The organism is bacterium (assembly GCA_030247525.1).
Classification (GTDB): Bacteria; Electryoneota; JAOADG01; order JAOADG01; family JAOADG01; genus JAOTSC01.
The window spans coordinates 1-21,341 of record JAOTSC010000021.1 but is presented as its reverse complement, the minus strand read 5'-3'; the positions used below and the strand labels follow the sequence as shown (position 1 = coordinate 21,341).

19 protein-coding genes and 1 tRNA gene are annotated in these 21,341 nt (G+C 48.1%); 10 read left to right on the top strand and 10 right to left on the bottom strand.

Annotated elements, in window-relative coordinates:
- The first annotated feature begins 144 nt into the window (after positions 1-144).
- The 4 genes from OEM52_03530 (at position 145) to OEM52_03515 (ending at position 3,860) form a co-directional block, all read left to right on the top strand.
- Positions 145-657: a sigma-70 family RNA polymerase sigma factor gene (locus OEM52_03530; GenBank protein MDK9699209.1), complete on the top strand. Its 513-nt coding sequence runs from the start codon at positions 145-147 to the stop codon at positions 655-657.
- A 39-nt stretch (positions 658-696) separates the two neighbouring features.
- On the top strand, positions 697-1,296 hold the full coding sequence (locus OEM52_03525; GenBank protein ID MDK9699208.1) for a hypothetical protein: 600 nt from the start codon (positions 697-699) through the stop codon (positions 1,294-1,296).
- A 72-nt stretch (positions 1,297-1,368) separates the two neighbouring features.
- Entirely contained in the window at positions 1,369-2,790 is a 1,422-nt protein-coding gene (locus OEM52_03520) for a hypothetical protein (protein ID MDK9699207.1), read from the top strand.
- A gap of 356 nt (positions 2,791-3,146) precedes the next feature.
- Entirely contained in the window at positions 3,147-3,860 is a 714-nt protein-coding gene (locus OEM52_03515) for a hypothetical protein (protein ID MDK9699206.1), read from the top strand.
- Positions 3,861-3,946: 86 nt separating this feature from the next.
- On the opposite strand, the gene OEM52_03510 is transcribed toward OEM52_03515, so the two are convergent.
- The 10 genes from OEM52_03510 to OEM52_03465 form a co-directional block, all read right to left on the bottom strand.
- Positions 3,947-4,030: transfer RNA gene (locus OEM52_03510), tRNA-Leu, on the bottom strand.
- Positions 4,031-4,287: 257 nt separating this feature from the next.
- Positions 4,288-4,620 carry a preprotein translocase subunit SecG gene (secG, locus tag OEM52_03505; protein ID MDK9699205.1) on the bottom strand — a complete coding sequence of 111 codons (333 nt, stop codon included), beginning with the start codon at positions 4,618-4,620 and terminating at the stop codon, positions 4,288-4,290.
- Between the two features lie 51 nt (positions 4,621-4,671).
- On the bottom strand, positions 4,672-5,424 hold the full coding sequence (gene tpiA / locus OEM52_03500; protein MDK9699204.1) for a triose-phosphate isomerase: 753 nt from the start codon (positions 5,422-5,424) through the stop codon (positions 4,672-4,674).
- Between the two features lie 20 nt (positions 5,425-5,444).
- A complete protein-coding gene (locus OEM52_03495) occupies positions 5,445-6,386 on the bottom strand; it encodes a DUF561 domain-containing protein (protein ID MDK9699203.1) in 942 nt (313 codons plus the stop codon).
- Between the two features lie 3 nt (positions 6,387-6,389).
- Positions 6,390-7,910: a tetratricopeptide repeat protein gene (locus OEM52_03490; protein MDK9699202.1), complete on the bottom strand. Its 1,521-nt coding sequence runs from the start codon at positions 7,908-7,910 to the stop codon at positions 6,390-6,392.
- A 161-nt stretch (positions 7,911-8,071) separates the two neighbouring features.
- Positions 8,072-9,067 carry a TRAP transporter substrate-binding protein DctP gene (gene dctP / locus OEM52_03485; protein ID MDK9699201.1) on the bottom strand — a complete coding sequence of 332 codons (996 nt, stop codon included), beginning with the start codon at positions 9,065-9,067 and terminating at the stop codon, positions 8,072-8,074.
- Positions 9,068-9,179: 112 nt separating this feature from the next.
- Positions 9,180-9,986, bottom strand: coding sequence for a TRAP transporter TatT component family protein (locus OEM52_03480; GenBank protein MDK9699200.1), 807 nt, complete (start codon positions 9,984-9,986; stop codon positions 9,180-9,182).
- 169 nt (positions 9,987-10,155) lie between these two features.
- On the bottom strand, positions 10,156-11,580 hold the full coding sequence (locus OEM52_03475) for a hypothetical protein (protein ID MDK9699199.1): 1,425 nt from the start codon (positions 11,578-11,580) through the stop codon (positions 10,156-10,158).
- Between the two features lie 115 nt (positions 11,581-11,695).
- Positions 11,696-13,999 carry a glutamine synthetase III gene (locus OEM52_03470; GenBank protein MDK9699198.1) on the bottom strand — a complete coding sequence of 768 codons (2,304 nt, stop codon included), beginning with the start codon at positions 13,997-13,999 and terminating at the stop codon, positions 11,696-11,698.
- 104 nt (positions 14,000-14,103) lie between these two features.
- Complete coding sequence (locus OEM52_03465) at positions 14,104-14,280, bottom strand: hypothetical protein (GenBank protein ID MDK9699197.1); 177 nt, start codon at positions 14,278-14,280, stop codon at positions 14,104-14,106.
- A 108-nt stretch (positions 14,281-14,388) separates the two neighbouring features.
- On the opposite strand from OEM52_03465, the gene OEM52_03460 reads away from it, so the two are divergent.
- The 6 genes from OEM52_03460 to OEM52_03435 form a co-directional block, all read left to right on the top strand.
- The gene (locus tag OEM52_03460) at positions 14,389-16,146 is read left to right on the top strand and encodes a Na+:solute symporter (GenBank protein MDK9699196.1); all 1,758 of its coding nucleotides are present in this window, start codon (positions 14,389-14,391) and stop codon (positions 16,144-16,146) included.
- A 68-nt stretch (positions 16,147-16,214) separates the two neighbouring features.
- A complete protein-coding gene (tatC, locus tag OEM52_03455; protein MDK9699195.1) occupies positions 16,215-16,946 on the top strand; it encodes a twin-arginine translocase subunit TatC in 732 nt (243 codons plus the stop codon).
- A gap of 23 nt (positions 16,947-16,969) precedes the next feature.
- Entirely contained in the window at positions 16,970-19,432 is a 2,463-nt protein-coding gene (locus tag OEM52_03450; GenBank protein ID MDK9699194.1) for a M14 family zinc carboxypeptidase, read from the top strand.
- A 107-nt stretch (positions 19,433-19,539) separates the two neighbouring features.
- Positions 19,540-20,460 carry an ornithine carbamoyltransferase gene (gene argF / locus OEM52_03445; GenBank protein MDK9699193.1) on the top strand — a complete coding sequence of 307 codons (921 nt, stop codon included), beginning with the start codon at positions 19,540-19,542 and terminating at the stop codon, positions 20,458-20,460.
- Positions 20,461-20,577: 117 nt separating this feature from the next.
- Positions 20,578-21,018, top strand: a complete 441-nt coding sequence (locus OEM52_03440) for a hypothetical protein (protein MDK9699192.1) — start codon at positions 20,578-20,580, stop codon at positions 21,016-21,018.
- A 92-nt stretch (positions 21,019-21,110) separates the two neighbouring features.
- Positions 21,111-21,341, top strand: a 231-nt coding sequence (locus tag OEM52_03435) for a hypothetical protein (GenBank protein MDK9699191.1), incomplete at its 3' end; no start/stop codon positions are given.

Sequence of the window (21,341 nt, the reverse complement as noted above, 5' to 3'; positions counted from 1 at the left end):
TTTAGCCCGCGTTGTTACCAATTTTTAAGATTTGTAGGCTAAAGCCTTCGGCTACCAGTTTGGAGCGGGAACACTAACATTGTAACCAAAGCCAAGGGATGTATCTCTAACAATCGTACTGGTACAAACACTATGGAACATGGCATGGAAGCTACACTACTCTGGAAATCGGCTTATGAAGAGCACGGGCCCGCCATTTTGGCGTTTCTGCGGAGCCGAATCCACGATACATCCGATGCCGAAGACCTGTTACAAGAAACATTCGTCGCGGCCATCCGATCGGGGAACCCGTTACGCGATGCCAGCCGGGTAAAATCGTACCTGTTTCAGATCGCCGCGAACTTAATGAAATCCCATTACCGGAGAACCCGTCCGGTAGCCGTTTCGACCCTTGGGGAAGGGGGAGAAATGCAGTACGAATCGATGGCTGAATCGGCGCCTTCGCCGGAGGAACACGCCTCCCATCAAATGTTGCAGGACCGGATCGCAACCGTGATGAGAGAGATGTCCCCGTCGCACCGCAAAGCCTTTGAATTGGGCATACTCCAACAAATGAGTTATGCTGAAATCGCCGACAACACGGGATGGAGCCCGGCCCAAGTAAAAATCAACGTATACCGGGCGCGCAAGCAGGCAATCGCCGCGCTTGCCGAATAGTATCGGAAACCGCTGCAGCGATTTTCCGGGGAGGAAGAAATGGAAAGTCAGGAAGATTGGGAAGCGAACGTATCGGCATTGCTGGATGGTGAATTGCCGCCAGAAATGATCAAACCGACGCTCGACCGCCTTATGACTGACAACTCGTTACAACAATTTTACAGCGAAGCAGGAAAACTGCAAGCGCTGGTTAGTGGATTCGTTGAAAAGCAATCGAAACAAGCGTTACCGGCAGGGTTATGGGACAAAATCGAACGTCAAAGCACCCGACGCGCGCCGCGAATCGAACGGTGGTTTCCCAAACCCGCGCGCCTGCTGGTTGCAGCCTCGATACTTTTAATTGTCGGTGTATTTGCCGGCCACTATGCAAAGCGGGAACTGGTGAAAACCGGTACCGAAGCCCAACCCATTATGGTTCGGTTAGGCGAGAATTCCGGACAAATGACGGAAGACCGCTTTATCGAGTTAACTACAGAATTATTACGAGCAGACCGGCGTTATCACCGGAAAATGTTAGAAGTCATGCAAGCGGTTGCTTCGCCGGTCCCGACGCAACCGGAAGGTATGCCACAAAGTGAGCGCTTCGAAGGAGGCAGCGGAGGCTCGATGATGACGGCAATTTCTCGCCGCATCTATTAACGGGATTTCCTTGCACGTAACGTCGCGGTTTCCGCACTACGGTTGCATACAGGTTAGGAAGGAGTGAATCGTATGAAACGGCAACATCGCAGGCTGTTCACGCTTACAGCACTCATGTTGGCTGCACTCAGCTATAGTTTTGGATCGATTCCGGTTTATGCCGGAGAAGCGAGTGGCTTTCTTTATGGACGAGTTACCACGAAAAGCGGTAACATCTATACCGGACAACTTCGGTGGGGTACCGAAGAAGCATTCTGGGATGACATTTTCAATGGAACGAAGGACAGCAATCCGTTCCAAAAGCACTTTGACAAATTGACCGATGAAAATTCGGCGGGAACATACGACAAAAGCGTTCGCGAGTACTTAAAATCGGCGCAGAAACTGCGGAAAGAAGCCGAACGCACAAACAACGACAAGAATTTTAAAGAAGCTGAGGAGTTAGAAGCCAAAGCGGAAGCGTTGCGCGAGAAAGCCGAACAGATGCGCGAACGCATGGAAGAGATGGCGCAAACCAAAGTAATTCTCGGCGGCATGGTCGTTGCCCACTGGAATGAATTTGGCGTAACCCACGTCTTTCAATCCCGGTTCGGCGACATCAAGAAGATTGAAATCACCGGTAGCGAAGACGCCGAACTCACAATGAAGGACAACCAAGTCTATCAAGTGACCGGCGGCTCTAATGATTTGGGCGGCACGATCCATGTCAAAGATAACAGTTTGGGCGATATCGACCTCGAATGGAAGAAAATCAAACTCATCGAGTTTTTCGATACCCCGCCTTCGCTCAATCCCGGTGTGACTCGGATGTACGGTACCCTCTCCACCGATGCTGGGACTTTTTCCGGATGGATTCAGTGGGATAGCGAAGAATGCGTTTCCACCGATAAAATCGATGGTGATTCTGAAGATGGCAGGGTTTCCATCGCGATGGGTTCGATTCAATCGATTACGAGACGGTCGCGGCGCGGTTGTACCCTTGAATTATATGATGGTCGAAAAATCGATATGTCCGGCACCAACGACGTCGATCAATCGATTCGCGGCATCTATTGTGAGGACCCGCGGTTTGGAAAGATTAAAGTCGAATGGGACGGTTTCGAGAAACTGGTCTTCGAGAAGAAGAGCAACAGCGGAAAAGGGTATCGGGATTATCCGGATGCGCGACCGTTGCGGGGCACTGTACTCGACACCGATGGCAAGAGCCAGAGTGGACGGCTGGTATACGACCTCGATGAAGGATTCACGTGGGAATTCTTGAATGGGACGATGGATGAGGTCGAGTACTTCATTCCATTCGATAAAATCTCGACGATTAAACATTACTCGTCGCGATATACGGAAGTGACTTTGCGGGGTGGCGAAAAGCTGAAATTAGAGGGGACGCAGGATGTGACAGAGTCGAATGATGGGGTACTACTGTTTACAACGGAAGGGAAGGACCCGACCTATATCGATTGGGAACATATCGACGAAATCCGATTCGCGTGGTAATAACAGCGGATATGTTGTTTCTACACGAGCTGTGCAAAGAGAAGGCGGGGGAAACCCCGCCTTTTTTTTATGTTTTGTCACAATTTATACATATATATTTACTATCGAATATATAGATAATGCACACATCATTTTTCCTAATATATATTAATAAATGTACATCATCTTGTATATAGTTAAATATTGTAGTATCTTTTTGATGAACCTTGTAAAGCTCATGACATTTTGTATGATTTCATGCTCAAGTTTTTTTGAACGTATGATTGAGGCAGTTGTTTTCTGGATATCCTTTTTCTTCAAGAAATACTCGCTTGTACGTGAGTTAGCCGCGATTAATCGATTAAAGGAGAATCAACATGCGTTTAAAGTTTATACTTTTGATAGTGTGCTTGCTTTTTTCCATCAGTGCAAAAGCACAGGATGTTTCAAAACTTAGATTACTCTCCATCGACCCAAATGTAGATAGGCTCGTCACTGTGACATTGCCAGTTGACTCGCTCTCTGACTATTTTCCTTTGTTTCCATCTGGCAAAGTTAGTTACGAAATGTTAAAGGCGAATAAGTATGCTCTGTTGTCCGAATTGAACAACAGCAAATCACTGTATCGCTGTTCCAAAATCGAAGCTAATGGGAAGATCACATTATTGACCTCATTCTTGGGTGTAAGAGGCAGTCACTATGTTGTCCAATCTGACTTTGTACAATGGGCAACCAAACGTGTTCGCGGTGAGTATACAAAGATTGGATATTTAATCAGAATCCAAGCAGACATTCGTGATGTAAAGGGTGAGATTGATTTAGGCAGTCTGTTCGCTGTTGGTGTTGCGGCTCAACTTAGTAAAATAAGCGGTAGCCTAGAAGTACAGATTTATGGTTTAACTGGACCATTAATTAGTCAAACGATAAACAGAAGCTTTGCATTAAGTGAAGAATCATTGCTCAAAGCAATTGAGGATGCAGCAGTGGTAAAATCAAAGCTAAGTGATCCAGAGTTAATTCTTTTTCCAGCAATTCTACCTGATGATGTTGATACTTATGGAAAAGAATTGAAAAATCCTTCTCAAAGATGATTGTTACTCGTCTTTCAAGGTAAAAACTAACTGCCTACACAATAAACGCATCGAGTGACTCGATGCGTTTTACGTGAATAGGAATGTGCCGGAGACCGGACTTGAACCGGTATGCCCTTTCGGGCGCCACCCCCTCAAGATGGTGTGTCTGCCAATTTCACCACTCCGGCAGGATGTATTTATTTCTTTGGTGGGCGACCCCAGGGTTGCCCCTACCGAATTGTTGGAAAGGAATGTCCAACGTTCGTTTTTTTTTTGGGCGTATTGCAATACGCGCCTACTGGAAAATGTCAGGCAGGATTGCCTAACCTCCAAGTTACGGGCAGGCGTGGGAACCCGCCCTACTCAAGTTTATGGGCGTATGCCATACGCCCCTACTGAGATTGCTTCAGCGCTACGCGCTCTCGCAATGACAGCAAGAAAAGAGCTATTTGGTTTCGGGAACTGCGGGTAATGCATTGCCCTGCGACGTTTTCGCCGGAGTGCGTTGCAACTCTTCCTGAACCGCTGAGGTCGGTTTGTTCAAACCGGATGCAAACACCATTCCTAAGCAGTTAATCATGAAGAGCGCCGCTAAGATCGAGGTAGCCTTCGACAGGAAGGTCGCTGTGCCGCGTCCGCCAAACATCGTTTGTGCAGCACCGCCCAATCCGCCGAATGCGCCGGAGAGCCCGCCGCCTTTCGACGACTGCAACAGAATCGAAACCGTCAGCAAGATGCTGATGATGATGTGGATAACAATCAGAATAACGAATAACATCGAATCGCCTTTGCTTGTAGCCTTGTAAAATATCCTCTCAATCGGGCAATGTCAAGCGGCCGCTTCACAGATTGCCTGAAATGAATCCACTTTCAGGGAAGCGCCACCCACCAGCCCGCCATCGACATCGGCACAACCGAACAGCTCTTTCGCATTCGCTGGGGTTACGCTCCCGCCATACAAAATCCGCGTCGTTTCGGCAACATTGCCCCAAAGCCCGCGCAGCCGCTCCCGCAGGTACTTGTGTGCTTCCTGCGCCTGTGCCGGGCTCGCTGTCACACCGGTTCCAATCGCCCAAACCGGTTCGTAGGCGAGAATCAGTTTGTCACGTAAGTCCGGTGTCACGTCGGTTAATGCTGTCAGTTGCTTATCAAGTACGGCAAAGGTATGTCCCGCTTTGCGTTGTTCCAAGGTCTCGCCGAGGCAGAACACCGGAAGTAAGCCGCTGGTAAATGCTCGGATCAACTTTTTGCCAAGTAACTCGTCAGTCTCACCGAAAAACTGTCTGCGCTCGGAGTGTCCTACCAGAACCATTGTGCAACCGGCATCGGCTAACATATTCCCGGAGATTTCGCCGGTGAACGCTCCCGACTCTTTCTCGGACAGGTTCTGCCCTCCGACATGGATATCGCGCCGCTCCAGTAAATTCCCCATCAGAAACGGGATGTCGATAAAGGGTGGAAACAGTGCGACATCGTAGGTACGTTCGACCGGAATCCGCTCGCGAAATAGTTTGATGTACTCCACAGTCTCGCGCGGAGTCAGATTCATTTTCCAGTTACCTGCCGCCAGTTTTTTTCGCAAGGTTGCCATGGGTTACTCCATTATGTGAGATTTTTCAGAACAGATTGGGTTTCCTGCCAAAGGCGATGTACCAACTCGGCAGCGGAGGGGATATCATGAATCAGACCGGAGCCTTGCCCCGCTTCGAGTTGCCCTTCCTGTATGTCCCCCTCAAAGATGCCTAACCGCTCGCGTTTCTCGCCTAAAATCCGTTTCAACTCCTCCGGCTCTGCGCCAGCTTTTTCGGCGGTAACGGCACGCAAAGCCCACTCATTCCAGATAACACGCGCATTTCCAATTTTGCGTAATGTAAGAGTCGTTGCGTTATCGCCCGCTTGCAGGATTGCCTGTTTGAAATTCTCGTGACAGGACGCTTCGACGGTAGCGGCAAACCGGGTTCCGATTTGCACACCGGCGGCTCCCAAACAAAGAGCGGCGGCGATCCCGCGACCATCGGCGATGCCACCGGCGGCAATGACCGGAATTTTCACAGCATCAACAACTTGGGGAATCAATGGAAGGGTTGCGATTTCATCGACCCCGTTGTGTCCCCCGGCTTCGGTACCTTCTGCAACAATAGCATCAACGCCTGCCGCTTCAGCTTTCTGAGCAAACTTTACCGAGGGAACGACATGAACAACAAAACAACCGGCTTGTTTCAATTCGGGGGTATATGTTTTGGGATTCCCTGCCGATGTGAAAACTATCCTGACCCCCTCATCGATAGTGGTTTTGAGTAACTCAGGAGCATCGCCCCGTAACAATGGGATATTAACGCCGAAGGGCTTGGATGTCGCAACTTTTGTTTTTCGGATATGTTCGCGCAATAGTTCGGGTTTCATTGAACCTGCGCCGATGATTCCTAACGCCCCGGCTTGCGATACGGCGGCAGCCAATCGCCAACCGCTGGTCCAGACCATGCCTGCTTGCACAATTGGAATCTCGATCTGGAGATGTTCTTGCAGAATCGATGGGGGGGGCAAAGGTTATCCTTCCACTTTTTCTAATCGGAGCTCGATCGATCCAATCTTGATTTCAAACATAGCTTTGACGGGAAGCGCTTCAGCGTCGGTGGTGATCCAACCCATCGCTCGGCCAGTCATTCCAGCAATCCCGACATAGTTAATCTCGGCGTTGAATTTATTCGCACCACGATTGACATTTTCCACTTTTACATTCTCAGCGACGAAACCTGGTTTGATTGTCGAATATTTATATTCATCATCGACCACAGTAATCGCTTTTCCGGCTTTGTTTTTTGCAACCGTACGACGCGCCCAATTCAATACGGAGCTGCCATCGTAGGCGTCGAGTGGCAAGTCACGCTCTATCCGATAATAATAGCCATCTTCATCGAATGCCCGGGAGGTAAACGTTCCCGCTTTAATATCAAAGGCATAGCTATTGAAATCCCATCGGCGTTTGTCGCGCTTAGCTGCACCGACATAGCTAAGGGTATAACGAAAATCAACATCAATGAATATGTCGTAGACATCATCCAAATCGATTCCGGGAATTGCCGGATTACTGGTCGTGAAGTAGCGTAAGTGCCACGCTGGTTGTCCATTGAACGTTGTTCGACCAATGGTCTCAATCTTTAGATTTCCCAAATGAAGGAACTTCCATCTAACATCATATATCCATTTTCGACCTGCTTTAAGCACTCGGTCGCCCATTGGATTGCTGGGAGCAGATAAATACGTGTTTACATGGTTGTCCGTTCGGGATTTATAATCGACTGCTGGCTTTAATATCTTCAAATGCTCGATACAGTCGTTACGGTGTTTTCCCCGGGGATACAGTTCCAAGTAACGCTCAAACTGCCGAGGAGCATCGGTAACATTGGGAACCGCCACCCCCAACATACCGTACCAGTATAAAGCTTCCGGTTCGGGAAAATTCTGCAGGGCAGCTCGCAAAAGTTTTGCCGCCAAATCGGTTTCGTGGGATCTGAGTAAGATTGGGATCAAAAGCTCAAGTGCTTCATTGTTACGCGGATTACGAGCTAAAGCACCTACTAAAGTACTCCTGCAATTATCCGCTTGATGCAAGGAAAGGTATGTCTTAGCCAGCAAAACATTACCAATCGCCTTTTTGTCGCCGGTGGCACGAGTCGCGTACGGTAAGGCTTCGGCAGGACGATTCTGTGACAACAAAAATGATGCGTAACCGGCGTGTATTCGCCGAGCATTCGATTGAGAAACCGCTTTCTTAAAGTAAGTTTCAGCTTCAGAGTACTGCTCCGCTTCGGTTAGCATTTGCGCTAAATTAAAACTGTATTTGGATTCGTTTGGAGATTTCTGTACTAATTGGCGAAACAGCCTGATTGCTTCAGTTGTTTTTCCTTCGACTGCTGCCCGGTTTGCCTGTTCCCAAGTTGAATTCAGTGGCAAAGCATGAACCGCGCTTGCAAAAAGAAAAGCAAGTGTCAAAAATAACAAATACTTACATCGCTTTATTGGTCGAAGTAAGTAAGAAACGAATGAATTGCTTCGCAATTTCATCATATTGTTCCTACGGTGTTTTACGTCACTTTTGCAATCAATATTTTGGATGTATCGACAAAAGTTTGACTCAAAACATCCTAAATTTTAACTGAATCACATCAAACACTAAATCCACGTAACAAGAATTGATAAAAATGTTCTTTAGATTAACGTCATTAACATTACTCCGATTCTCGATACTTGGATACAGCAGTCTCGACGCGATTAATCAGATCTTTCGAGTATAAGGTGCCAGTCAACTGGGTACGGGTCTTCATACCTATCGCTTCCATTTTTCCAAGCTCTGCATCGGACGGGAATGGTGTTACAGTCAAACCTGACGCTTTCAGCGTGGCAAATGCTGCATCGTTATCCTTACGGGTCTGTACAGTTAAATCTCGTAATTGCTTGGCAGCAACCGACTTTAAAATTCGCTGCTGGTCGGCAGTCAATTTATTGTATGCCGTTTTCGAGAGTAACACAGCACCACTTGCATAGGTCACCGGCTGTTCAGTGACGTACTTCGTTCGGGTTTGCCATTGCAGAGCGATGGCAGCAAGCGGACTGGCATAGACGACATCGACCATCCCGGTTTGTAATGAAGTCATAACATCCTGCACCGACAACGGGATTGGAGTAATGCCAAAACTTTGGAAGAGGCTACGAGCTAATGGATCGCCTTGCCACATCCAGACTTTCTTTCCCATCAAGTCTTTCGATGTCTGGATACGATCTTTAGAGAAGAAGTGGACAAAGCCGACATCCGACCAACCTAACAAAACAAAACCTTTTTCCTCAAAACCACGTTCAAGATCAGCTTGGACTGCGGCAACGGCAGCATCCAACTCCTCTTCGGTGTGGAACAAGAAGGGCACTTCCAACACCCGGGCTGCGGGCAAGATTTCACCAATTCCATTACCAGTGAATCCACCAGCATGTAACTGACCAATTCGTATTTTGCGAAGTATGTCAACTTCATCACCTTGAACTCCGCCGGGATAAAACTTGAAGGTGACTTTCCCACCAGTTTTTTCGCTGACCTCTTTACCCAGTGCCCGCATCGTCTTCATCCAGGTGGAACCGTCAGGTGCCAGCGATGCGAACTTGATTTCAGTTTGAGCGAAGGCATTTGATGCCATGGCGCAAAGTAATAGCGCGAATAAGAAGATGCGTTTCACGATTCCCTCGATGTTGGTCGGACAAGAGTTTCCAACCTACAATTTATAAATGATGGTAGGCAGGATTCCCTGCGGTGATCCGCAAGGTGGGTTGCCTAACTCTAAAAACTCATTAAAACCAATCGCTGGCTTGCGCGAGATAGCGTTTTGCCTTTGCTTTCGCAATCGCTGTCAGCAAACGATTGTTCGGTAAACAGTCTATGGGGGCATCGATCACTGCTTGTAACTCTGAACGAAATCTTTCTTCATTCATCGTCGGAACATACAAGTAGCGGGCACGATACACCCGTTCCAATAAAAACCTGCCATTTGTTATCGAACGGCAACGATCAAAAGTTTGTTCCGATACTTCCGGATTGCCACCCATCATCTTCGGACGAAAACCGTCAAGTACACCAAAGAACAAAAGGGTTATCCCATAAAAATACGTAGAATCCCGTTCTCTTATGAGATTCACCATTGTAGTCACTCGAGGCAGATCGGCGATAAGTTCAGGATTATCCAAAGATTGAATGATTTGGAGCCCCCACGCCAATCCTCCCCAAACGATTAGACCATTTGCACTACTCGGAAGTTTAGCCAGTTTCCGCTCGAGTTGCTCTGGTGGGAGTATAAACAATGAATCCGTTACCCCGTATGTACATAGACCCCGTTTGGCGTACATCCTGCCGCGTTGATAAAGCTCACTTGCTCGAACTGGGTCATCATCTTCCGCAAATGCCATTGCATACGCGGTGTAGCCCAATGCTGCTAACTCCAGCAATTCGCGATCCTTGGGTCGGTGAACTAAAATGCCTTCGAGCAGTTTTAAATCGGACTCGACTGCCGACTTCGCAATCATTAGATCCGGCTCATCGAGTATTTGTGAAAAGGTTGCACTGATAAGTGGTTTTGTCGCCTTCATTGCAATCCGGTTCATGCTACATCCGGAAAGTAATAACAGAGTTAAGAAACCAAACAGTATTTTCTTTCGCATAAAGCGCGAACTCCCATCGTTTTGTTAGGTTAAGATAGAGAAAGTAATCGAGCTGAGAAAGGTAGTTTGCTTTGAAATCTCACACTTTTGAAGTTTTCTACTCCGTTTAGTTTTACTGTTTTTTTACAGAGAGAATCCACTCGGACAAGTCTCCGGTTGCCGGGATGTCCAATGCTATCCATGGCGAAGTGCTTTCACCAACGACCCAAAGCTTATGTTTGTCAGGCAAATTTGGGGCAGCGTCAAGGAGTTTTTTTACTATCGTATATTGATTCGGATGAAAAAGAATATTTGATGACTGCGACGGTAATTTTGATTTCCGAAGCCATTGTAACGCTACACCAAACTTTGATAACTGCTTTGCATAGCGATACTGCTCAGGTCGTGTGCCATTATAGAGATAAACCGTTACGGGAGAAGCCTCACCGAATCTACCGTTCCAGCCGAACAACGCAAGCCAGTCCAAGGGCAACGGATTGTTGTTTGAGACAGAATCGAGAGTGTGGGGGTATAACGGAACTTTATCTGTCACTAACTCAATGATTGCGCAATTTTCAAGAAGAATCGGGGGAGGCTCAAGGGTTAACCACTCCTTAAGCTCATCGGAAGTTCCAACGATAGCATCATACTCCAGTGCGATTGCTTCTGGATTACGGTTCTGCCATTTGGACGGTACTTCAAGTGTGCCGGGAAACCAATCGGTAAATGGCGGTAACCCGGAGACCCATAGTGCTTTACATTGACTTAAGACATTAGTGCGCTTCAGTCTAACCCCGGGTGAATCTTCGTCCAGCAACGATTCGGCGACATGCATGCCATCCCAAATCATTTCTTGTGCAAAAAACCGTTCCCGGAGATACTCGATTAGCCAACTAAGATGCTTCGGTTTAATCGACTCGATTTCGGACTCGATCAACATCTTGCCAACCCGTTTCCACCAGCAAGTGATCGGAGTAGACTGTTCGCCTTCGACCGCAAAATACCCTTCGGAGACCAACTCACCATCATCGGCAAGTTCCATTTCGATGGGTAAACGAAAACGAAAGCTTTGTCGGGAAATTTCGAGCACCGGCGTTTGATAGTTGTGTGCATCCTTTGTGAAGTGGTACAACAATGGCTTAGCAGGGTCAGGCCGAGCGAGAAAGTCCATTTTCGTGATGACGACCCGCTCAGGTAACGGGAATTGTAATGTACCGGGAATTGATTCAGGATCAGTTGGAATTGTGACATCAGTTGTCGAGCGTTGCTCCTCCCCATCACACCAATTCGATACGACTAATTGAAAGCGGTTGGTAGTTTCGACAATAGGTGGGAACGGCCAATCTTCGATCTCGGCTTGCATCATCTTACTACCATTCACGGAAACAATTGTCAGCCCTCGCAACCGAAGTGAACGAGCACCACGCGATAGAAAACTCAAAGTCTTCTTGGCAGTTGACGGTTTCAGGACATCCACAAAATGCCGACGGGTGAATACAACCTGCGGGTCTTCTTTGGTATTGCTCCAGATAGATTTTAAGGAATCGAAGAGTGCCATGTGCATGTCTTACTGTTTCGTTTTCAAGCGAAGTATCGCCGTAATATAGCAAAAGAAAAATGGGCGAACCGGTTGCTGTTCACCCATTTTCGAAAAATATCAGCGCTCTTAACGATCAGGAAACAAAAAGCATTTCATGATACTTTGGCAGTGGCCAGAGCGCATCGTCGACAATAAGTTCAAGACTATCGGCGATTTCCCGCACGGCATCCATCGCCGGACGCACCCGTTCTTGATAGAGTTTTGAGCATTCATACAGCTCTTCACGATGGGAATCGGCTTCTTCATGTACTTTCTCTAATTCATCCAATCGATCCAATAAGAGATTCAAACCTTCTGCGACTTGGCGCAACAGTTTTAGCTGACGCTTCGGCTGAAAATCTTCCAGCACTTCACTCATTTCATCAATCGATTTTGCGATCTCCTTTTGATACTCGAAAATCGCAGGAACTATCATCGAGTGACCAATTTGGGCAACCAGCGTCGCTTCAATATTGATGTTCTTGATGAACTTTTCCAGCTTGATGTGGTAGCGGCTTTCGAGTTCCTCTTCCGACAGTACGCGATGGTCAGAAAATACTTTTCTCGATTTTTCTGCCAAAAACACTGGTGTCGCTTCAACGGTGTTTTTGAGATTTGGTAGACCGCGCTTTGCCGCTTCTTCGTGCCATGCGCTGGTGTACCCGTCTCCATCGAAGACAACAGCCTGATGTTCAGTGAAAAGACGCTTGACCAATTCTTTCACCGCTGCATTGAATTCCTTGCCCGCCTTCGTTTCGACTTCGAGAGCATCACAGATTTCTTTTAAGGCATCGGCGACAATCGTATTCAACACGGTATTGGGCATCGAAACTGATTGCGACGAACCGACTGCGCGAAACTCAAACTTGTTTCCGGTGAATGCAAAGGGTGAAGTCCGGTTGCGGTCGGAATCGTGGGCTGGTAGCGGCGGCAGGGTTGAAACGCCGATATTTATGGTTTCTTTCAACATCGATCCCACAGTTGTTGGGTCGATAATCGATTCGACGACTTGGGTTAGCTTTGCCCCAAGATAAATACTGATAATCGCGGGAGGCGCTTCGTTGGCACCCAAGCGATGATCGTTTGCCGCTGAAGCAACTGTCACCCGCAACAAATCGCCATTCAAATGTATCGCTCGCATGACTGCCGCCAGCACGACCAGGAATTGAGCATTCTCCAACGGAGTGGTACCGGGATCGACGAGATTATTGCCCTCATCATCCATTATCGACCAATTGTTGTGCTTACCGCTGCCATTGATGCGGGCAAACGGTTTTTCGTGAAGCAGACATTCAAAGCCGTGGCGGTGCGCGACAGTCTTCATTACCTGCATCATCAACATATTGTGATCGGTAGCTAAGTTGATATCTTCATAAATCGGAGCTATCTCAAACTGGGACGGCGCCACTTCGTTATGACGGGTGTTCACTGGAATTCCCAGTTTATACAATTCGTGTTCAAGGTCTTGCATGTAAGCGAGGACACGCTCTTTGATTGCACCGAAGTAATGATCTTCCAGTTCCTGACCCTTTGGTGGTTTCGCACCATACAGGGTTCTTCCTACTGCTATCAAGTCGGGACGCTGGAGATAATAAATCCGATCAATGAGGAAGTATTCCTGCTCACAACCGAGATAAGCGTGAATCCGCTTGGCGGTTTTGTTGCCAAACAACCGCAATAACCGCATCCCTTGCTTATTCAAGGCTTCGAGGGAACGCAACAACGGGGTTTTTTTATCGAGAGCTTGTCCTCCCCATCCAAGAAAAATCGAGGGGATACAAAGCGTTTTCCCATTCAACCCTTCCATAATGAATGCTGGAGAGGTTGGATCCCAACCGGTATAGCCGCGCGCTTCAAAGGTGGAACGAATTCCTCCCGACGGAAAACTCGAAGCGTCCGGCTCCCCGCGTAACAGGTCTTTACCGGAGAACTCGGAAATGACTCCCCCCTCACCAACGGGAGTTAAGAAAGCAGTATGCTTTTCGGCAGTCAATCCAGTCAGGGGATGAAACCAGTGGGAATAGTGACTAGCTCCGCGTTCCATTGCCCAATCTTTCATCGCATTGGCAATCACGTCGGCAGTCGCCGTATCCAATGTAGTGCCTTGTTCGATAATCGATTTCATGTGTTGGTAAATCGGTTTGGGTAAGAGTGTTCTCATAGTCGATAGTGAGAAGACATTTTCACCAAACAACTCGGTTGGCATTGTGATTTTTTCCATCGAGTCATTACTCGATTTGGCATACGAAGTGAGCGAGAGCAAGGAAGTGCGCCGTTTGTTGGTCGAATCCATCGGTTTCCCCTCTACCAGATTGATTTGATTGTTCGCGGTATCGCCAAAATGAAAAACCGCATTATAGCGTTCCCGGATATCGATTGCAAGTAACCGGGAGTTCACATTAAACTTGTAAAAAAATAAAAACAGTGAAAACCGTCGGGTTTCCACTGTACAACTTCACCATCTAAACGAATAGGTCGTTGTTTGTATGCGTATCGTTCCTATTAGGATGCTTGGTTCTCGGACGATTCTACGTCTTTGCGCGCCCAAATCGGGAGTTTATTTTTACCCCCGGCAATCGGTTCAAATGCTTCCTTGGGTGCTCCACAAGGAGGACAGATGTCCGGCGGCTCTGCGCCGTAAAAAATGTAACCACAGACAATGCAACGCCATTTTTGCATAGGAAACTCATCCTACAATTTGAACTCAGTACGAAAGAAGGTGAAGTATAACGAGTTGTATTGGTTCTATCCAAATAGTACGTTGCAAAAACCTCATGAAGTGGTACTATGCTTACTTCGATTGATTGGATTGTACTTAGCGTCTACCTCGCGGTCTCGTTGATAGCGGGATTGGCGCTGGCGCGTCGCGCGAATTCCAGCACCGAGGAGTACTTTCTCTCCGGCCGCTCGCTACCGTGGTGGTTGCTTGGCACCAGCATTGTTGCGACGAGTTTCTCCTCCGATACTCCGTTATACGTCACCAACCTCGTTCGTAAAGGAGGGGTAGCGGAGAACTGGCAATGGTGGAGCTTTGCTATTGGTGGGATGCTGGGAGCAGTTTGGTTAGCACCACTCTGGAGGCGAGCCGGCGTGATGACCGACGTCGAACTAACCGAGTTACGGTATAGTGGGAAAATTGCGGGCTTTCTGCGCGGGTTTCGGGGCATCTGGTTAGCGTTACTCGTAAATAGCATCGGAATGGGCTGGGTAATGCTGGGGATGGCGAAAATCACGTATGCCTGTTTTGGTTGGGATAAACTGACAGCGTTAGCGCTACTCTGTGGTGTGACCTTTATATATACGCTACTGGGCGGATTGTGGGGCGCAATCCTCACTGATTTCGTCCAGTACATCATCGCGCAAGTCGGCGCTATCGTGCTGGCCGTGTATGCGCTCGATGCGGTCGGAGGAACCAGTTCGCTCTTACAGTTTTTACAAAATCCAGCTAATTGGAAACCGGAAGGAGTTGTACCCGCCAATCCGATTGCGTTCGTTCCCTCGGTGTGGGGATTGGATGGCGCATTAACAGCGGCATTTGGGGCTTTCTGCGTCTATGCATTTGTACAATGGTGGGCAAACCTGAATAGCGACGGCGGCGGGAAAGTGATTCAACGGCTGCTTGCGGCAAAGAACGAAGGGCATGCATTAGGGGGCTTCTTCTGGTACAATATCGCAAATTATGCGATTCGGACTTGGCCGTGGGTGATTGTTGCATTAGTCAGTTTGAAACTGTATCCGACAATTGCCGACCCGGAAATGGCGTATCCGCAGATGATGGTCGATCTGCTTCCAGCGGGGGTATTGGGACTCATGCTGGCAAGTTTTTTAGCGGCGTTTATGTCGACCGTTACCAGCCAAGTTAACTGGGGTGCGAGTTACCTTTTGAACGATGTGTATCGCCGGTTTCTCCACAAAACAGCGGACGATAAACATTACTTGCGGATGGCTTGGGTATTTTCAACAGTTGTGCTGCTGATGGGAGCTTTAGCGGCGTACTTAGCACAAAGCGTTACAACGGCATTTCAATTTGTGATTACGTTAGGTTCCGGCGTTGGTCCGGTGTATCTCTTGCGATGGTTGTGGTGGCGGATTAATGCCACCTCGGAATTGGCGGCGTTGCTGTTAAGCACGCTGTTGGCTGCGGTCTGGGTATTTGTGAAACCAGTCTGGGCAACATTTGCGGTGAAACTCATGTTAACCGCGTTTCCGACACTCATTGTTGCCGTTTTGTTAGCATATCTCACGAAGCCGACCGAAATGCACCGACTCCGCGAGTTTTATCTCCGAACACGCCCGCCGGGGTGGTGGAAACCGGTGCGTGACGATATTCTGCAATTCGGCGGCACCTTTGCTGATAAAGAAGCTGGGGCAATAACGTTAACCGGAAAATCGGTGTTGATCGACTGGTTTGCCGGGTTGGGCTTAGTATTAGGGTTAACGTTTGGTATCGGTTGGTTTCTGTTTTTGCAAGTTGGTTTGGGAATTATCGCGACAGTTGTCTCCGCTGGGAGCGGTTGGTATTTGTGGAATCGTTACCGGAAGTAAATCCAGAAGTAAATAAAGGGTGAACACAAGGTTCACCCGTACTCTGATAGCAATGCGTTTATGAACGAATGAGCACGGATCTAAAATTTTGGGATCATGTCGATGAACTGCGCAAGCGGTTGATCCGCGCCGTGCTCGGTGTGCTGGTTGGCGCAGCCGGTGGATTGTACTATTCTGAACAATTGCTGGCATGGCTGACGCAACCGTTCCGCGATGCGCTGCCGGCGAATGCACAACTTGCCGTCCTCACTCCCACCGAAGGGTTCAACGTTTACATTTTAGTCGGGTTGTATGGCGGGGTTATTGTAGCGTTGCCGTGGGTATTCTACCAGTTGTGGGGATTCGTCGCACCAGCTTTGTATCCGACAGAACGGCGATTGGTTGTGCCGCTGGTGCTTGCCTCGACCCTGCTCTTTTTATTGGGCGCCGGGATGTGCTGGTGGTTACTGCCACAAGCGTTAGCGTTCCTTGCCGGCTTCTCGACCGGGAACTCGACGGTTTTCTGGTCACTCGACACCTATGTTACCTTTGTCGTATTATTAGCAGTTGCATTCGGTGTTTGCTTTCAGTTACCAATTGTGATGGCGGTTTTGATAAAAATCGATCTTGTGAGCCCGGAAACCTTTCGACATTACCGCCGGATTGCGTATGTTATTATTGTAATCATTGCAGCGATCGTAACTCCGACGACCGATATTTTTACGTTAAGCGCGCTATCGATTCCACTTATCGTTTTGTATGAGGCATCGATTATTTTTGGATCGCTTTGGCAGCGCCGTTCGTCGATTAACAGCAACTAAGCACAGCAACAGGAGGACGCGCCATGAACATCTCCATTCCAAACCCCTTGCGGATCATCCATCAAGCGAGAGAGTCTGTTTTGAAAAAGAGTATCCTGCTCATACTGCTGAGCATCCTACCGTTTACCAGCGCGTTTTCGCAGTTAGACCCTTGGTACATGGACAACGATGAAATCCATGCGTACCTACTTAATCTGCAAGCACGTTATCCAAATTTCATCCGGGTCGATTCGATTGGTCACAGCCAGCAGTATGGTTTACCAATCTGGTGTGCGCGAATCTCGAATAATGCGAGCAATCCGGAGCCCGCTGATAAACCGAAGTTATTGTTTATCGGTCAAATACATGCTGAGGAAGTATTGGGCGTCATGACAACCATCCAGTTAGCGCGGGATTTGTGCAGTTTGAACGTAAATACCGCTCCCACCCGGTTCCGCGACTGGCGGCTGCAACTGGAAGTGTATATCATCCCAACGATGAATCCGGAAGGTCTTGATGTAGTGATGGGTACACAATCCCACTTTACTCATGTAGAAGACATCTCATATCGTAAGAACTGCCGTTGGAATAGTGGCCGATTACTGATTGATCCGGCGGTGGGTTACGATACCAGCGGCGTTGATAATAACCGGAATTTTCCATTTAACTGGCATCGCGGTCACCCCTATTTATTCTCGATGGGATTAGAAGATTACGATTACTATCGTGGTCCGTTTGCCGGTTCGGAATCGGAAACTCAAGCGATTATGCAGCTTGTGAACCGTATCAAGCCGATGTATTCGATTATGTATCATTCAAGTCGCACCGGCAATCTTGCCAACCGGATTTACTTCTCGTGGGATTGGAATGGAACCAATTCCAGTGATGGTAAACGAAATCCAGACTATGCTTTGATCCAACAGGTTTCCGCTGAAATGGGCAGGGTCATGGAATCACAAACCGAAGATGAACCATATTATTTACCAAGTGGAAACCGCAGTAGGAATGGTTGCGCTCACGATTGGTTCTATCAGGCGGAAGGTTCGGTACAGACGCTTATCGAGTTAGGTCCACGTGGTGTACCCAATCGGATTCAACCACCGGATACCACCGCCATCCAATGGATTAGTCAGTTCATTGACGGCACGTATGTCATGATGAATCGCGCATTGCAAGTGAATCCGAGTGGTTCTTACTTAACCGGTCGAATCACTGATGCTTCCAATTCGGCGAATTTAGCAGGGGCGGAAGTACGAATACTTGAGCGGCATAGCAGGATTTTGGCACCCCGCACAACCAATTCCTATGGCAAATTCTATCGTCCTTTGTTAGGTGGCAGCTACACGATGGAAGTGCGAAAGTTTGGCTATATCACTCAACGCATACCGAATGTGATTTTAGGTGATGCGCAAAGCGTTACACGAAATGTTGCTTTGACGCCGTTACCCCGTTACAATGTCAACTTCCGTGTCACTGATAATGTGAACAATCCAGTAACATCTGTCGTTAAACTCTGGCATCCCGATACCGGCCCGGTGCAGTATGTAACCAATGGACAAGGGGAGTTTAGCGCCACTTTACCTGCCGATACATTCTGGGTGTCGCTGAGCCACACATCCTATACAGACAAAATGTTTCAGCTCATCATCGACCGGCAAAATCAATTTGTTCCGATTCGCTTGATTCCCGCAGCAACTACCGTCACCGAAGGTTTCGAGGGTAGTATTGCTGCGTGGTTAACCGAAGGGGTGTTGCCCTGGGGTACCACCAGTGAATCGGACGATGTATTTCAAGGAAGCTATGCGATGGGCGAAACCCCTGCTTACTTCGATCCCCCTTCGGAACCGGAAGACAACGCCGGTCAAACACCGTTGAATTCAGATGGTTGGTTGAAATGGAATCGCACCTTTGATTTCCGTGGTGCAACCGATGCATCGACGAATTACTGGATAAAGGGCGGTCTGGAACCGGAAAGCGACTCAACTTGGGTAGAAATTACCAATGATGGCGTCACTTGGCGGAAGTTACCGGAAACGAAAATTGATAGTATGCAATTCGCTTGGCGGCACGTTGTGGTCAGCCTTTCGAATTGGCTCGACAGCTCGCGAGTGCAGTTCCGCTGGCGGATCAAAACTGACGGCTTGCTCCGGGAAGATGGCATTTTCCTTGACGAAATCGCGGTGAAAATTGCCAATCAGTCGGATACGGTCGATCCGATAGTATTACCAAATGTTTACTCGTTGGATACGCCCTATCCGAATCCATTCAACGGCAGTCTGCGAATCCCGTTCCGGGTCGCTGCTCCCGGGTTAGCGAGTTTCCGGATTTTCGATTTACAAGGTCGCACGATTCGTGAATTTTCACTGGCAATGAGTAGCGCTGGAGCGCAGAGTATTTTCTGGAATGCGACGAACGAGCAAGGTCGTCCAGTCAGCAGCGGCGTTTACTTTGTCGAAATGAAAGCGAATCAATATCAAGCCATCAAGAAAGTGATGCTGTTGAAATGATTTTCGTAAGGGGGCAAACACAAGGTTTGCCCCTACTCAATTTGCGTTTTCGGCAGACAAGAATGTCTGTCGTACTGTAATCATTGTTACAAAATATTGGAAGAGGCATGAAGAGCAAAGATTTTCTGTCGATGACAGATTGGACACGCGGCGAGTTGGACGAAGCATTACAACTTGCCATCAAGATGAAAGCCGAATGGAGTACCGAGGGTGACCACGAGTGGAAGCCGTTACGCGGAAAGACCATCGGTTGCATTTTTCACAAACCGTCACTCCGAACCCGCATCTCTTTTGAGACCGGCATTTACGAATTGGGCGGCTATAGTTTATACATTACGGAAAAGGAAATCGAACTTGGCAAGCGGGAAACAATTGAAGATGCCGCGCGGGTGTTGACACGCTATCTGGGCGGTATTGTCATTCGCACATTCTCGCAAAACGATATTGTAAAGCTTGCACAATGGGCAGATGTTCCGGTAATCAACGCATTGACCGATTTGCTGCATCCATGTCAGTTAATGGCTGACTTGCAGACGATACTGGAGCACAAAGGTACTATCGATGGATTGAAAATCGCGTATCTTGGAGATGGTAATAACATGGCGAACTCGTGGATTGAGGCGGCAAACCGCTGGGCAATCGATTTACGAATCGGTACATCACCGGATACACTTCCTGACGTGGCAATCACCGAGAAAGCGCGACGCGAAGGTCCCGGTACAGTTACAATTACTCACGATCCTGTCACTGCGGTGCAAGACTGTGATGTGGTGTACACCGATGTCTGGGCTTCGATGGGCGCGAAAGACAAAGCCGATATCAATGCGAACCGGTTACAGGCATTTCAGGTAAACACCAAACTGATGTCCTATGCGAAATCAGATGCGATTGTGATGCATTGTTTACCGGCGGAACGCGGCCGGGAGATTACCGACGAAGTCATCGAAAGTAAGCAGTCGGTTGTATTTGACGAAGCGGAAAATCGATTACATGCACAAAAAGCAATCTTAGCAATCTTAGCAGGTTGATATTTCTTTATTTGCATGCTTACAAGCTTTGCAGGTGTAAACCCAATACAATATATTTGTAGAATGTTAGTCGCATCTGCACTGTAATCTGTTAGTATCGTTTGTGAGAGCAACTTCATGAACATTGCAGTAATAACGTTATTGGGCATGGCAGTCTTGCTGTTGGTCGTATCTCGTATATTGCGTGGCGATCGAGCAACTCCAAAAGACGATTTTGATGGCACGGTTAAAAGTGAGTTGTTGCGCGCGAGGCGGTTGGGCAAACAAGTCGCTTTCATCACTATTGAGATGGATACCGGTCAGAATGGCGATTTGATAGCCAAACTAACCAACCAACCCAATTTAGTACGCGATTACGATCATGTTAACGAAATCGAACCGGGGCGATATGTGATTGTATGGCCGGACATAAACCCAGTCAGCGATAATCAAACCATCCTTGAACGAGCCCGTAACCGCTTTATCGGAATCAGCGGAGTCCGAAAGCTTAAAGTGGCGATGTTTCCTCGAAATGGGGAAGGTATACCGGAGTTGCTTGCTTTTCAGGATGTTCTCTGACAAAACCAATCGTAGGATAGGGCGGGAGCTTCCCGCCCTTTCTTCGTCTCACGAAATTCCCTCCGTATTATATACACATGTCGATTTCACCCATGAAACAACTACTCCAACACCGATACTTCCCTCTTCTTGCCATCGTATGGGCGGCAATCGTTTGGTTTGTTCTGTTCGGTGTTCGCGGCATTCCATTGGTGTTTTCGCTGCTGTTCGCAGCTGTCTCTCTAACTGGCATCGCGGTGCTTGCCGCCCCAGGTCAGTATCAACAGCGGTGGTCGTTGCTGCGTTTACTTACGGTTGGCATCGGGAGCAGTATTGTTTTATAT

Bases quoted from the DNA above. Each gene is read 5' to 3' on its own strand.
- OEM52_03530 (MDK9699209.1), top strand. From the start codon at position 145: ATGGAAGCTACACTACTCTGGAAATCGGCTTATGAAGAGCACGGGCCC.
- OEM52_03525 (MDK9699208.1), top strand. From the start codon at position 697: ATGGAAAGTCAGGAAGATTGGGAAGCGAACGTATCGGCATTGCTGGAT.
- OEM52_03520 (MDK9699207.1), top strand. From the start codon at position 1,369: ATGAAACGGCAACATCGCAGGCTGTTCACGCTTACAGCACTCATGTTG.
- OEM52_03515 (MDK9699206.1), top strand. From the start codon at position 3,147: ATGCGTTTAAAGTTTATACTTTTGATAGTGTGCTTGCTTTTTTCCATC.
- secG (MDK9699205.1), bottom strand. From the start codon at position 4,620: ATGTTATTCGTTATTCTGATTGTTATCCACATCATCATCAGCATCTTG.
- OEM52_03490 (MDK9699202.1), bottom strand. From the start codon at position 7,910: ATGATGAAATTGCGAAGCAATTCATTCGTTTCTTACTTACTTCGACCA.
- OEM52_03480 (MDK9699200.1), bottom strand. From the start codon at position 9,986: ATGAACCGGATTGCAATGAAGGCGACAAAACCACTTATCAGTGCAACC.
- OEM52_03475 (MDK9699199.1), bottom strand. From the start codon at position 11,580: ATGGCACTCTTCGATTCCTTAAAATCTATCTGGAGCAATACCAAAGAA.
- OEM52_03465 (MDK9699197.1), bottom strand. From the start codon at position 14,280: ATGCAAAAATGGCGTTGCATTGTCTGTGGTTACATTTTTTACGGCGCA.
- OEM52_03460 (MDK9699196.1), top strand. From the start codon at position 14,389: ATGCTTACTTCGATTGATTGGATTGTACTTAGCGTCTACCTCGCGGTC.
- tatC (MDK9699195.1), top strand. From the start codon at position 16,215: ATGAGCACGGATCTAAAATTTTGGGATCATGTCGATGAACTGCGCAAG.
- OEM52_03450 (MDK9699194.1), top strand. From the start codon at position 16,970: ATGAACATCTCCATTCCAAACCCCTTGCGGATCATCCATCAAGCGAGA.
- argF (MDK9699193.1), top strand. From the start codon at position 19,540: ATGAAGAGCAAAGATTTTCTGTCGATGACAGATTGGACACGCGGCGAG.
- OEM52_03440 (MDK9699192.1), top strand. From the start codon at position 20,578: ATGAACATTGCAGTAATAACGTTATTGGGCATGGCAGTCTTGCTGTTG.